Raw genomic sequence first — 12359 nt, forward strand, 5'->3', positions numbered from 1 at the left:
GCGCCGGTATCCGTCCCGCGCCCGTCTCCGCGTCGCGGGCCTCGGCGGTCAGGCGGCGGTCGGCACGATCCCGCCCTCGACCCGGAGCGCGGCGCCGTTGGTCGCTGCGGCGAGGGGACTCGCCAGGTAGGCGATCATGGCGGCGACCTCGTCCGGCTCGATCAGGCGCTGGATCAGCGACAGCGGCCGATGGAGCCGGAAGAACTCCGCCTCCATCGCCTCGGGCGACAGGTCGGGATCGGAGGCGACACTCTTCAGGAAATCGCCGATCCCGTCGGAGCGCGTGGGCCCGGGCAGCACCGTGTTCACGGTGACGCCGCTGCCCTTGGTGAGTTGCGCGAGTCCGCGGGCGATCGTCAGCTGGGCCGATTTGGTCACGGCGTAGTGGATCATGTCGGGCGGCGGCACGATCCCGGACTCGCTCGAGACGAACAGGACGCGCCCCCAGCCGCGCGCCTGCATCCCCGGGAGATAGGCCTGCGCGAGCCGGGCCCCCGACACGACGTTGACCGCGAACAGGCGGTGCCAGTCGTCGTCGGCGATATCCGGGAAGGCCTTGGCCTCGTAGATCCCGAGATTGTTGACGAGGATGTCGACCGCGGGGGCCGCGCGCACGAGCGCGGCAGCGCCCTCGGCCGTGGCGGGATCGGCCAGGATCGCGCGCGCGCGGCCCGCCGCGGCGACCGCGGCCGCGGCCGCGTCGAGCTTGGCCTGCTGGCGCCCCGCGATGATGACCTCCGCGCCCTCCGCGGCCAGCCGTTTGGCCACGGCGAGACCGATCCCGGCGGTCGAGCCGGTGACCAGGGCGCTTCGTCCCGTGAGCTGAAGATCCATGACGGTTCGTCCTCGTTGCCGTGTCGGTCCCGAGGAGATGGACGGCCGCCGGATTGCTGAGTAGCAGGCATCGCGGCACGATGATCGTGACTTCGATGCACGAGTGGCGGCGCGATGGACAATCGGCTCGGGGACATGGAGGCGTTCCTCCAGGCGACGCGGTGCGGCAGCTTCGCGGCGGCCGCCAAGGCCCTGCGGCAAACCCCCTCCGCCGTGAGCCGGGCCGTCGCCCGCCTCGAGGCGCGCCTCGGGGTCGCGCTGCTCCGGCGCACGACCCGATCCCTGACCCTGACCCCGGAAGGCGAGGCCTACCGCGAGCGGGCCGCCGAGCTGATGGCGGAACTCGACGCGATGGAGCGGGGCCTCACCCAGACCGCCGCCGAGCCGAGCGGGCGGCTCCGGGTGAACGCCTCGGTCCCGTACGGGACCCACGTCGTCCTGCCGGTCCTGCCGCGCTTTCTCGCGCAGCACCCGCGGATGAGCCTGGATCTCGCCCTGACCGACGAGGTGATCGACCTGCCCGCCACGCAGGCGGACGTCGCGATCCGGATCGGCCCACTCCGCGACACCCGCCTGCGGGCCCGACGCCTCGGGCGCAGCCGGATGATCGTGGTCGCCGCCCCCGCCTATCTCGCGCGGGAAGGTGTCCCGGAGCATCCCGACGGCCTCGCGGCGCACAAGTGCCTCAACTTCAGCTTCCGCCGCTCCCTCGATACCTGGCCGTTCCGCGTCGGAGCCGGTCTCAACCAGCGGCCGATCCAGGGGAATTTCTACGGCAATTCCGGCGAGGTGGTGCGCCTGATGGCGCTCGGCGGCGCCGGGATCGCCCGCCTCGCCCGGTTCCATGTGGCGGCCGATCTCGCGGCCGGTCGGCTCGTGCCGGTGCTGGAGGCGTTCAACCCCGGCGATGCCGAGGACGTCCACGTCCTCTATGTCGGCCACGCGCGCTTGGCGCTGCGCATCCGAAGCTTCGCCGATTTCCTCGCCGCCCACGCGACGGTGGAGGAATGACATCGGCGCAGCAGACGCTTCACGAGCGATGCCTCGACTGCAGTAATATTGAGTTTCATTGCTAGAAGACGCGCAATATTTGAGACGCTTGGGTCCTGAACAGGATCAGATCCGGCGACGGAGAGGCCGGCTCGCGGTCCGGGCGCTGGAACCGAGTGTCGCCGAGCCCGTCCTGCGCGGCCCGACCTCGGTGCAGCGCGCGCCTGCGCGCGACCCCGAACCGCTCTGGCAGCCATCGGCCGCTCTGAGTGCTAACCGACTGAGATCGCGGGCGATTCGGCGTTTGTTAACAGCTCAGCCGGCAACTTTCTTGCTTCGTCGTGGGTCACTGTCACGATGCGCGCAGGAGGGGCCGCCATGAGCGTTTCGACCGCCTTCCGTCGTCAGCTGGAAGGCTACAGCCTGACGACAGCCGAGATCCTGTATCACCTGCCCGACCATCCCCACCTGCTCCAGACCTTCATCTGGCAGCAGCACGATCTCTTCCCCGTCTTCCCGGAGCTGAAGCGCTTCCTGGCCTTCTGGCAGGGCGCCCTCGATGGGCCGCTGCATTCGGTGAAGGTGGCCCACAGCCGCCTGATCAGGCCCGCGGAATTGCGGGCCGTCGGCAGCGAGTTTCACCTCCACTGACGCCGGGGGCGGGAGCCGAGCTTTCCGCGGACCCGCGCGGGAAGCGCGATCGCGATGGTCGCGGAGATCGCGGAGATCGCGGAGATCGCCTGCGCCGGCCGGATGCGGGTGCCGGGTCCGCGCTCAGATCTCGCCGCGACTCATCCGCTTGGCGATGTGGTCCGCCTGCCGCAGGGCCAGCGCGACGATGGTGAGGGTCGGATTCTCCGCGGCGCCGGTCGTGAACTGGGAGCCGTCCGAGACGAACAGGTTCTCGACATCGTGGGCTTGGCCGAAGCGGTTGACGACGCCGTCCCGGGGCTTCGCGCTCATGCGGTTCGTGCCGAGGTTGTGCGTCGACGGATAGGGCGGGGTGCGGATGGTGCGGACCGCGCCGACGGCCTCGTAGAGGGCGCTGCCCTGCCTGTAGGCGTGCTCGCGCATCGCCTCGTCGTTGGGATGGTCGGCGAAATGGACCGACGCGACCGGCATCCCGTAGGCATCCGTGTCGTCCGACAGGGTGATGCGGTTGTCGGAACAGGGCATGTCCTCGCCCACGATCCAGAGGCCCGCCATGTTCCGGTACTTGTCGAGGGCGCCGGTGAAGTCGCGGCCCCACGTCTGCGGGTCGAGGAACGCCGCCATGAAGGGCAGGCCCAGGGAGAGCGTCTCGAGCTCGTAGCCGCCGACGAAGCCGCGGCTCGGATCGTGCCGGGCCTCGTCGCGCACGATGCCGGCCATCGTGGTGCCGCGGTACATGTGGACCGGCTTCTCGAAGATGGCGTAGACCGAACCGGTCGTGTGGCGCATGTAGTTGCGCCCGACCTGCCCCGACGCGTTGGCCAGACCGTCAGGGAACTTCGCCGAGTGCGAATTGAGGAGGAGTCTCGGGCTCTCGATGGAGTTGCCGGCCACGGCGACGGCCCGCGCTCTCTGCCGGTGCTCGACGCCGTCCTTGTCGGCGTAGACCACGCCGGTGACCTTGCCGCCGGGATCGTGCTCGATCCGCAGCACCTGGCAGCCCGAACGGACCTCGAGCCGGCCCGTGGCCTCGCCCTTCGGGATCTCCGCGATGAGCGTCGACCACTTGGCGCCCGACTTGCACCCCTGGAAGCAGAAGCCGAGCTGCATGCACGCGGCGCGGTCGTCGCGCGGCTCGGAGTTGATGGCCATCCGGCCGGTATGCACCTCCGTGTAGCCGATCTTGCGGGCGCCGGCCTCGAGCACCTTGAAGTTGTTGTTGCCCGGCAGGCCCGGGATGCCGTTGGTGCGCGTGACGCCCATCCGGTTCTCGGCCATGGCGTACCAGGGGTCCATCTCCGGGAGGTCGACGGGCCAGTCGAGGAGGTTGGCCCCCTTCACGGCGCCGTAATGCGTGCGCGTCCTGAACTCGTGCTCCTGGAAGCGCAGCGACGCGCCCGCCCAGTGCACGGTCGAGCCGCCGACGGCCTTCACGATCCAGGCCGGCAGGTTGGGGAACGTCTTGGCGATCGGCCACGGTCCGGTGGCGTGCCGCTTGTCCTTCCAGGCGAGCTGGGCGAACGAATCCCACTCGTCGTTGACGAAGTCGAAGGTCTCGTGCCGGTCGCCCGCCTCGAGGATGACGGTGTCGATGCCCTTGAGCGCGAGCTGGGTCCCGAGGGTCCCGCCGCCGGCGCCCGAGCCGACGATGACGAAGACGGAGCCGTCGCTGAGATCGTAGGGAGCTGACATGGTTTCCTCCTGCCGCGGATCGGCCCCGTCCCGTCTTCGCGCGGGATGGTCGGACCGAGCGGTGAATGCGTGTCGCGCGCGGCCGCCGGCGCGGGCGCCGGGCCGCCGTCAGAGCCAGTCGATGTCGTCGAATCCGCGCTCCAGGTAGCCGCCCTTGTCGAAGGAGGCGCCCTCGTAGCCGAAGATCGGCCACAGCTCCTTCTGGTTGTAGAGACCGACGATGAGGTTGGCCCGCACCTTCTGGAAGAACGGGGTCGGCTCGATGGTCTCGAGGAGGGCCGCCCGGTCCGTGTCCTGCGGAACTTTGGCGTAGGGCAGGCGGTGCCTCTCGACGGCCGTCCGGTTGAGCGCGGCCATCCCATCCTCGAGGAGCGTCAGTTCTCCTGGAGCGGTCCGCGCCGCGTCGTCGAGGATCTGCACCGCGGCGGCGTAGTACCTGTCGGCGACGCGGTCGTGCGGGTAGCAGTCGCGCGACATCTGCACGAGCGAGGCGAAGGTCTCGGGCTTCGTCGCCTTCGGCATCTGCGCCCAGGCCCGCCCGGTCACGCTGCCGTCCGGCATGACCGCGACCGCGAGCAGCGTCGAGCCGGCGGCGCCCAGGAACCCGCGGCGGGACAGGTGTGCGCCCGTCTCCTGCATCCTCATCCCGTCCTCCCCTGTCCGTGTCGGTCGTGCCGGTGCCGCGGCGGCCGATGGCGGGCCGTCGCGGGTCATCAGGCGAAGCGCCAACCGCGGGCGAGCACCTCGATCTTGTGCTCGTCCGGGTCGTCGATGAAGCAGGAGCGCGCCGTGCCCCGGGCGGCCCCCACGCCCAGGCCGCAGGCGCCGTCGTGGCCCGTGTTGACCGTCAGCGCCGACGCGAGACCGGACGCGGCATGCGCGAGATCGATCGGGGTGAAGGTTTCGAAGTCGGGCCGGTCGGCGGTGTCGAGGCGGAAGGTGATCCGGTAGAAACGCGCGGAGCGCGCCGCGTCCCGGACCCGGATCATCGCGGGGATCCGCTCGGGCATGTCGGACATGTCGCGCATGATCCCCCTGTCGAGGCCCGAGGCCGAAGGCCCCGAGGGGTCCCGCCGAGCGGAAACTTAGAGCCGCTCCAGCGTGCGGTGGTAGTATCATGCTACTGCGGAGCGGGCCCGCGACGATCCGCGGAGCGCGTTATGCCAGAGCCCGGAAGGCGGTGGAAACGGGCGCGCGCTGCATTATTGTTCCTCATCCCGGGGAAGCGCGGGCGGTCGCCGCGGGTGAGCGGCGCGGATCGCAGGGGTGGACATGTGCAATCTGTACTCGGGGATGCCGTCCGCCGACTACGAGGGCGAGACCCGCTCCATCCGGCTCGGCGGACACTCGACCTCGATCAGGATCGAGGTGATGTTCTGGAACGTGCTCGAGGACATCGCCGCCGCTCAGGGCATGACCCTTCCCCGCCTCGTGACGCTTCTCTACGACGAAGTGCTCGCTCTTCACGGTGAGGCACGCAATTTCGCCTCGCTCCTGCGGTGCGCGTGCCTGAGGCACCTCGAGATGAAGGCGGACCGCCTCGCCTCGGCGCAGCGGCGCGCCGTGGAACAGCGCGGCAGGGTCGCGGGGGACGTCGACGGCGCCCTGGACCGGATCGACGACCGTGACGTCGGCGTCGGACACGTCGCGCGGACCGCGCGCGCCCTGCGCGGCGACGCGGTCCGGCCGCGCGATGCCCGCGGCGAGGGCTGAGGCGCGTCCCCCCCCCCCGGCATGGCCGATGCAGAGGGCTGGCGCGGTCGGCCGCTCCGGCCCCGATGAACGGATACCCGACATGCCGCTGCAGGAAGCCCCGAGGTCGCCCATCCGCGGCGGTCGCATCGCGATCGCCGGCCTCGGCACCGTCGGGCTGGCCGTGGCGCGCGCGCTCGATGCGGGCGCCATATCGGGGCTGAGGCTGACCGCCGTCGCGGTTCGCGATGCCGCCAGAGCCCGGGCCGCCCTCGCGGCGCTCGCGGAGCCGCCGGAGGTCGTCACCGCGTTCGACGCCCTGGAGCCGCGGGCCGACATCGTGCTGGAATGCGCGCCGTCCCAGCATCTCCCGGCGATCGTGCGGCCCTTCGTGGCGGCGGGGAAGACCGCGATCGTGCTGAGCTGCGGCGCGCTCCTCGATCACGAGGACCTCGTGGCGACGGCCCGCGCCCACGGCGGTCAGATCGTCGTCCCGACCGGCGCGCTGCTCGGCCTCGACGCCGTGACGGCCGCCGCGGAGGGTACTATCCGCACGGTGCGGATGATCACCCGCAAGCCCGTGCGCGGCCTCGTCGGCGCGCCCTACCTCGCGGAGAACGGCATCGAGATCGGCGGCATCACCGAGCCGATGCGCATCTTTGCCGGCAGCCCCCGCGAGGCGGCCCGCGGCTTCCCGGCGAATCTCAACGTCGCGGTCGCGCTCTCGCTGGCCGGCATCGGTCCCGACCGGACCGAGCTCGAGATCTGGGCCGACCCCGGCCTGGAGCGCAACACGCACCGCATCGAGGTGGAGGCCGACGCCGCGCGCTTCGCGATGACGATCGAGAACGTCCCGACCGACGAGAACCCCCGCACGGGCCGCATCACGGCCCTGTCGGTCATCGCCTACCTGCGCAAGCTCACAGCCCCGCTCCGGGTCGGAACCTGACAGACCGGACCCGGCCGGCACGGCCCCTGCCGCCGCTCCCCCGCGCCCGGAGCGGTGCCCGGGCGCGGTCGCCTCTCAGAGCCCGGAGCGGTCCGTGACAGCGGCGAGCGGCGCGATCCCGTCCGCCATCGAGCGGGCCACGGCGGCCCCGTCAAGCGCGGGCGGCGCCGGTCGCGGGCCGCGCGGCGAGGTCGAGGCGCGGCCCCGCGGGCTCCGCGCCCACCTCCCGGACGCCACCCGCGATCTCACCCCGCCACTTGGCGACCGCCGCGGTGGCGAGCCCGTTACCGAGGACGTTCGTGACGGTGCGCCCCATGTCGAGGATCTGGTCGATGCCCATGATCAGCAGGATGCCGGCGGCCGGGAGACCGAACATCGGCACGGTGGCGGCCACCACGACCAACGAGGCCCGCGGCACGCCGGCGATGCCCTTGCTCGTCACCATCATGACGAGCAGCATCGTCAGCTGCTCGCCGAAGCCCATGTGAATCCCGAACGCCTGGGCGATGAACAGGGCGGCCATGGCCTGGTACATCATCGAGCCGTCGAGGTTGAACGAGTACCCGAGCGGCAGCACGAACCCCGTCACGCGCGGGCGCACCCCGAAGCGCTCCAGCACCTCGACGGTGCGCGGGAAGGCGGCCTCGCTGCTCGCCGTCGAGAAGGCGAGGATCATCGGGGCGCGCAGCAGGCGCAGCAGCTCCACCACGCGCCGGCCCAGCACGGCCCAGCCGGCACCGATCAGCAGCAGCCAGAGCAGGGACAGGCCCGCGTAGAAGCTGGCGATGAACTTGCCGTAATCGAGAAGGACGCCGAGCCCTTGGACGGTGACGACCGCCGCGATGGCCGCGAAGACGGCGATCGGCGCGAGCCGCATCACCGTGTCGGTGACCCTGAACATCACGCGGGCGAGGCCGTCGAGAAGCTGCACCATCGGCTCGCTGTAGCGCCGGTCGATCGTGCTGAGACCGAAGCCGAAGAAGATCGAGAAGACCAGGATCTGCAGCACCTCGTTGCCGGCCATGGCCGAGACGATGCTGGTCGGGAAGACGTGGACGAGGAAGTCGCGCAGGTTCAGCGAGGCGGCCTTCAGGCCGGTCTGCGCCCCCGCGTCGGGCAGCGGCAGGCCCAGGCCCGCGCCCGGCTGGAACAGGTTCGCGGTCAGGAGCCCGAGGGTGAGCGAGACGACCGAGGCGGTGACGAACCAGCCCATGGCCAGCGCGGCGACCCGGCCGACCGAGCGGGCGTCGCCGAAGCTCGCGATGCCGGCCACGATGGTGGCGAACACGAGCGGCGCGATGATCATCTTGATCAGACGCAGGAAGATGTCGGTCGCGAGGGTGAAGTGCGCCGCGAACGCCTTGGCCTCGTCGGGTCCGGCCGCCAGTCCGTGCAGGACGGCGCCGACGAGGATGCCGAGTGCCAGCCCGAGCCCGGTATAGAGCGTGAGCCGGCCCGAGCGCGATGTCGTGGAATCCGGGTCCGTATCGGCGTGCGTCATCCGTTGTCCTCCCATGGGATCGTGTTGTTCGGCGTGCGGGATCCGACCGCTGGCGTCGCGGGCGCGGATCCCGGATTCTGGATCAGGCCCCGGCGACGGCCCGGGCGATGACCGGATCGGGGGCTTGCGGGCGGGTCAGCCGCTCGGGCCGGAGGACCGCGTCGAGCTGCGCGCGGGCCATCAGCCCCTTCTCGAGCACGAGGTCGTAGACGCCGCGGCCGGTCGCGTGCGCCTCCATGGCGACGGCCGTCGCGTTGCGGTAGCCGATATAGGGGTTGAGCGCGGTCACGATCCCGATCGAGTGCTCGACGCTGGCGCGCAGCCGTTCGCGGTTGGCGGTGATGCCCCGCACGCAGTGGAGATCGAGCGTGCGGCAGGCGGCTTCGAGATGCGCGAAGCTGCGGAACAGGCTGTAGGCGATCACGGGCTCGAAGGCGTTGAGCTGCAGCTGGCCGGCCTCGGCCGCGAAGCTGATCGTCACGTCGTTGCCGATCACCTCGAACGCCACTTGGTTCACCACCTCGGGGATCACCGGATTGACCTTGCCGGGCATGATCGAGGAGCCGGCCTGCCGGGCCGGCAGGTTGATCTCGCCGAAGCCCGCGCGCGGACCGCTGGAGAGCAGGCGCAGGTCGTTGCAGGTCTTGGACAGCTTCACGGCCACCCGCTTGAGGACGCCGGACACCTGCACGAAGGCGCCGCAATCCTGGGTTGCCTCGACCAGATCCTCGGCCGTGACGAGCGGGATGCCGGTGATCTCGGACAGCCGCGCGCGGACCGCGGCCGCGTAGAGGGGATGCGCGGTGATGCCGGTCCCGATCGCGGTGGCGCCCATGTTGATCTCGCGGATCAGCAGCTCGGCCTCGCCCAGCCGGGCCTCGTCCTCGCCGAGCATGCGCGCGTAGGTGCCGAATTCCTGGCCGAGCGTCATGGGCACCGCGTCCTGCAGCTGGGTGCGGCCCATCTTGAGCACGTCCGAGAATTCGGCGGCCTTGGCCTCGAAGCTGCCGCGCAGCGACGCCATCGCGGCGACGAGCCGACGGATCGCGCCGATGCCGGCGATCTTGAGGGCCGTCGGGTACACGTCGTTGGTGCTCTGGCCCATGTTGACGTGCTCGTTCGGGTGCAGCTGCCCGTAGGCGCCGCGGGCGTGGCCGAGCAGTTCGAGCGCGCGGTTGGCCACGACCTCGTTGGCGTTCATGTTGGTCGAGGTCCCGGCCCCGCCCTGGATGAGATCGACCACGAACTGATCGTGCAGGCCGCCGGCCCGGATCTCCTCGCAGGCCGCCACGATCGCGTCGCAGCGCGCCGCGTCGAGCAGGCCGAGTTCCCGGTTGGCGAGCGCCGCCGCCTGCTTGATCGCCGCGAGCGCCCGGATCAGGTCCGGGCAGGTGGCCAGCGTGGTGCCGGTGATCGGGAAGTTCTCGACCGCGCGCAGGGTATGGATGCCCCAGTAGGCCGCCTGCGGAACCTCGCGGTCGCCCAGGAGGTCGTGCTCGGTGCGGGTGGCGGCGGCGGAAGCGATCTCGGACACGGCTCTCTCCTCGCGCGCGGAAGCGATCCGGCGCGCCGTAGGGCAGGACGGTTGGGCAGACGATTGCGCGTGAGCGACCGGCCCGCGTGAGGGGGCGTCGACGCTCTCGACGGTGCGCGATGAAGGGTCGCCGCCAGTCGCCCCGCCCTCACGGGCGGCCGCGCCTGACCGGCCGGCGTCTGATAGTCCCGGTGCCGGCGGGCCGCCAATGCTAGTTGCGACCAGAACTATTCCGAACCGGAATAGTTCTTCGAAGCAGCGGCGGCGGCCGACCAGACAGCCTCCAGGAACGGCCGGGCCCGCTCCGCGCTGCGGTACAGCCGGATCTCCATCGACATCTCGGGGCTGACGATGGCGAGCGCGCCCGCCGCGATCTCGCCGGCCACGAGGCTCCTCGGCAGCCACGCGACCCCGTGTCCCGCGAGCGCCATCGACCGCAGGGCCTCGGCCATCGAGTTCTCGTTCGTGTGGACCGGATAGGTCGCGGGCGCGCCCTCCCGGGCCTGGGCGATGGCGGCGAGCCGGCCCAGGAAGGAGCCGCGGGAATATTGCAGGAGCGGCAGGCGGCCTTCCCGGTCGCGGGGGAGATCCGCCGGCGCCGCCACGGCCACGAGGCTGTCCTGGCCGACGACGAGGCAGGGAAAGCGATCGGGCCCGAGCGGGATCGGGATGCCCGGATGGTGATAGGTCAGCATGAGGTCGTAGCCGCCCTCGACCAGGGCCTGGAGGCAGATGTTGAAGTTCTCCGGCAGCACGCGGCTGCTCATCGCACCGAGCTCGCCCCGGAGCGTGCCGAGCCAGCGCGGCAGGAAGGAGAGGCAGAGCGAATGCAGGGCCGTGATGGCGACGACGGGCAGGCTCGACCGCTCGCTGCGGTTGCGGAAGTCGGCGCGGCTGAGGGTGAGGAGGCGCACCACCTCCTCGGCGGTCTCGAGGAAGTGGCGCCCGTCCGCCGTGAGGGTGATCGGGTAGGTGCTGCGGTCGAGCAAGGCCGTGCCGAGCCAGACCTCCAGGGAGCGGATGCGGCGGCTGAACGCCGATTGCGTGACGTGCCGCGCCTCGGCCGAGCGTGAGAAGCTACGGGTCTCGGCGAGGCTGAGGAAGTCCTCGATCCACTTCAGTTCCATCGCCGGCCGGGCCACGTCCAGGGGTCACGGCCTTGAAACGCCGAAAGGGCGGGCCCGGCAAGCGGGGCGGGCGCGTCCGCGCCGACGCGGTCCGGCGCCCGATCGTGGCCGATCCTGCCGAGAACCGCGCGCGCCGACGGCGCGGCCCGGAGCGGCTCAGAGCGGTCCGCCAGGCGCCCCTCGGACGAAGTGAGGCGGCACGATCGTGGGCTGCGCGATAAGTCTCAACGCGACGGTGGCCGTCACGACGGCGTCGGAGGAGCGGCGCGGGGCGCTCCCCCGGCAGGCGGGCTCAGGCGAAGTGCGTCGGCAGACTCAGGGCCTGCGCGTAAGTCACCAGCGCGATCGCGCCGCCGATGAGGGTCGCGGCTATGGTGATGCGGTTCGTCCAGGTCATCGTCGTCTCCATCGGGCTCGCGACGGTCGTCGCGGTGTGATCCCGATGTAGGCTCAAGCTTTCAGGCCCGGCGTGTTCCGGAGCACCCGCGCTGGCGGCGTTGCCGGAGCGACGGGGTCGCCGTGGCCGCCGGCTCGGACCGCGGCCGGCTCGGGGAGCGCCCGACCGAACGGCCCCTCCGGCGGCTCCGCGGCAATCGTGCAGGCGTGCGGCACATCGAACGACACGGCGCAGCGATGTGACCGCGGGGCCTCAGCCGCGGGCGCGGCGGCCCGCGACAGGGTGCTACGTCCTTCGGTCGAGCACCGAGCACCACAAATGATGGCGACGGAAACGCCCGCGCGGGCTCTGCGCCTGGACAGGACTGGTCCGAGTCTGGGTCAGCCTCGGCGGCCGGCCGCAAGATCAGCATGAGCCGGCTGGCCGCGATCCGAGAGCGTCGCAGGACACACATGCAGGAAACACCCCGCAGAGTCGTGATCCGAACGGATCCCGATTTCGAACAGGCCGTGATCGGCGGATTCAAGCTGGTCGAAGACGCCTACGCGCGCGGGATCATCTCTTGGATGCGCCGGTGCGCGTTGCTGGACCTGTTGGCGAGCGGCGAGTCCGAGCTGTACGAGAGGCGCACCTATGTGACGCCGCATTCGGACCCGGATGCGATCCAGATCGGCGTCTACTTGGAACCGACTTCGGCCTTCCTGATCGAACTCGGTCTGCTGACGCCGGAGATGACCGCGCCCGAACAGGCCGATTCCGGGGCCGACCGCGAGCGCTAGGGCCCGAGGCGCCGGGACGGAGGCTCCGGCCCGGCGGACGCGGGGTCGTGCAGGGGGCTCGCGGCGCGAGTTGCCCCGCCTCTGTGCCCCGGGCACCGCCCGCTGACGCGGCCGCGCGCGGCGGGGCGCGGCCCCGCGTTTGCCTCGCTGCCTCTCCGAGGGCACCATGCGACGCGACGAGGGTGACGGGCGCACGGTCTCCGATGGCATCCA

At 71.3% G+C, this 12359-nt stretch carries 12 protein-coding genes; 5 read left to right on the forward strand and 7 right to left on the reverse strand.

The features are described from left to right. Positions 1 to 48 precede the first annotated feature (48 nt). A complete protein-coding gene (locus ACQKQD_RS29610; protein WP_427510350.1) occupies positions 49 to 834 on the reverse strand; it encodes an SDR family NAD(P)-dependent oxidoreductase in 786 nt (261 codons plus the stop codon). Between the two features lie 114 nt (positions 835 to 948). On the opposite strand from ACQKQD_RS29610, the gene ACQKQD_RS29615 reads away from it, so the two are divergent. Together ACQKQD_RS29615 and ACQKQD_RS29620 are read left to right on the forward strand one after the other, a co-directional pair. Next, positions 949 to 1845, forward strand: coding sequence for a LysR family transcriptional regulator (locus ACQKQD_RS29615; RefSeq protein ID WP_427510351.1), 897 nt, complete (start codon positions 949 to 951; stop codon positions 1843 to 1845). 357 nt (positions 1846 to 2202) lie between these two features. Next, positions 2203 to 2475 carry an usg protein gene (locus tag ACQKQD_RS29620; RefSeq protein ID WP_020095930.1) on the forward strand — a complete coding sequence of 91 codons (273 nt, stop codon included), beginning with the start codon at positions 2203 to 2205 and terminating at the stop codon, positions 2473 to 2475. A gap of 123 nt (positions 2476 to 2598) precedes the next feature. Here the strand turns inward: ACQKQD_RS29620 and ACQKQD_RS29625 are convergent, their stop codons facing one another. From ACQKQD_RS29625 to ACQKQD_RS29635, 3 genes are all read right to left on the reverse strand, one after another. Then, positions 2599 to 4167: a GMC family oxidoreductase gene (locus ACQKQD_RS29625; protein ID WP_091927600.1), complete on the reverse strand. Its 1569-nt coding sequence runs from the start codon at positions 4165 to 4167 to the stop codon at positions 2599 to 2601. Between the two features lie 108 nt (positions 4168 to 4275). Continuing rightward, positions 4276 to 4812: a gluconate 2-dehydrogenase subunit 3 family protein gene (locus ACQKQD_RS29630; protein WP_427510352.1), complete on the reverse strand. Its 537-nt coding sequence runs from the start codon at positions 4810 to 4812 to the stop codon at positions 4276 to 4278. Positions 4813 to 4880: 68 nt separating this feature from the next. Further along, entirely contained in the window at positions 4881 to 5186 is a 306-nt protein-coding gene (locus ACQKQD_RS29635) for a lactoylglutathione lyase (RefSeq protein ID WP_427510353.1), read from the reverse strand. 253 nt (positions 5187 to 5439) lie between these two features. Here ACQKQD_RS29635 and ACQKQD_RS29640 point away from each other — a divergent pair, with 253 nt between their 5' ends. Beyond that, positions 5440 to 5880: a ribbon-helix-helix domain-containing protein gene (locus ACQKQD_RS29640; RefSeq protein WP_020095926.1), complete on the forward strand. Its 441-nt coding sequence runs from the start codon at positions 5440 to 5442 to the stop codon at positions 5878 to 5880. Between the two features lie 82 nt (positions 5881 to 5962). Beyond that, entirely contained in the window at positions 5963 to 6808 is an 846-nt protein-coding gene (locus ACQKQD_RS29645) for an aspartate dehydrogenase (protein ID WP_427510354.1), read from the forward strand. Positions 6809 to 6959: 151 nt separating this feature from the next. On the opposite strand, the gene ACQKQD_RS29650 is transcribed toward ACQKQD_RS29645, so the two are convergent. The 3 genes from ACQKQD_RS29650 to ACQKQD_RS29660 all read right to left on the reverse strand — a co-directional run bounded on the left by ACQKQD_RS29650 (position 6960) and on the right by ACQKQD_RS29660 (position 10970). After that, the gene (locus ACQKQD_RS29650; RefSeq protein WP_427510355.1) at positions 6960 to 8309 is read right to left on the reverse strand and encodes a dicarboxylate/amino acid:cation symporter; all 1350 of its coding nucleotides are present in this window, start codon (positions 8307 to 8309) and stop codon (positions 6960 to 6962) included. Between the two features lie 82 nt (positions 8310 to 8391). Next, positions 8392 to 9843 (reverse strand): aspartate ammonia-lyase, encoded by a 1452-nt coding sequence (aspA, locus tag ACQKQD_RS29655; RefSeq protein WP_100253099.1) that lies wholly within the window; start codon positions 9841 to 9843, stop codon positions 8392 to 8394. Between the two features lie 227 nt (positions 9844 to 10070). Beyond that, positions 10071 to 10970: a LysR family transcriptional regulator gene (locus ACQKQD_RS29660; protein ID WP_427510372.1), complete on the reverse strand. Its 900-nt coding sequence runs from the start codon at positions 10968 to 10970 to the stop codon at positions 10071 to 10073. Positions 10971 to 11777: 807 nt separating this feature from the next. On the opposite strand from ACQKQD_RS29660, the gene ACQKQD_RS29665 reads away from it, so the two are divergent. Continuing rightward, positions 11778 to 12146, forward strand: coding sequence for a hypothetical protein (locus ACQKQD_RS29665; protein ID WP_132368888.1), 369 nt, complete (start codon positions 11778 to 11780; stop codon positions 12144 to 12146). Positions 12147 to 12359 lie beyond the last annotated feature (213 nt).

Source organism: Methylobacterium sp. NPDC080182 (assembly GCF_050281105.1).
Taxonomy (GTDB): Bacteria; Pseudomonadota; Alphaproteobacteria; order Rhizobiales; family Beijerinckiaceae; genus Methylobacterium.

Excerpts from the sequence above, each read along its gene's own strand:
- ACQKQD_RS29635 (WP_427510353.1), bottom strand. The coding sequence starts at position 5,186 with ATGTCCGACATGCCCGAGCGGATCCCCGCGATGATCCGGGTCCGGGAC.
- ACQKQD_RS29665 (WP_132368888.1), top strand. The coding sequence starts at position 11,778 with ATGAGCCGGCTGGCCGCGATCCGAGAGCGTCGCAGGACACACATGCAG.
- ACQKQD_RS29610 (WP_427510350.1), bottom strand. The coding sequence starts at position 834 with ATGGATCTTCAGCTCACGGGACGAAGCGCCCTGGTCACCGGCTCGACC.
- ACQKQD_RS29645 (WP_427510354.1), top strand. The coding sequence starts at position 5,963 with ATGCCGCTGCAGGAAGCCCCGAGGTCGCCCATCCGCGGCGGTCGCATC.
- ACQKQD_RS29620 (WP_020095930.1), top strand. The coding sequence starts at position 2,203 with ATGAGCGTTTCGACCGCCTTCCGTCGTCAGCTGGAAGGCTACAGCCTG.
- ACQKQD_RS29660 (WP_427510372.1), bottom strand. The coding sequence starts at position 10,970 with ATGGAACTGAAGTGGATCGAGGACTTCCTCAGCCTCGCCGAGACCCGT.
- ACQKQD_RS29630 (WP_427510352.1), bottom strand. The coding sequence starts at position 4,812 with ATGAGGATGCAGGAGACGGGCGCACACCTGTCCCGCCGCGGGTTCCTG.
- ACQKQD_RS29650 (WP_427510355.1), bottom strand. The coding sequence starts at position 8,309 with ATGACGCACGCCGATACGGACCCGGATTCCACGACATCGCGCTCGGGC.
- ACQKQD_RS29615 (WP_427510351.1), top strand. The coding sequence starts at position 949 with ATGGACAATCGGCTCGGGGACATGGAGGCGTTCCTCCAGGCGACGCGG.
- ACQKQD_RS29625 (WP_091927600.1), bottom strand. The coding sequence starts at position 4,167 with ATGTCAGCTCCCTACGATCTCAGCGACGGCTCCGTCTTCGTCATCGTC.
- ACQKQD_RS29640 (WP_020095926.1), top strand. The coding sequence starts at position 5,440 with ATGTGCAATCTGTACTCGGGGATGCCGTCCGCCGACTACGAGGGCGAG.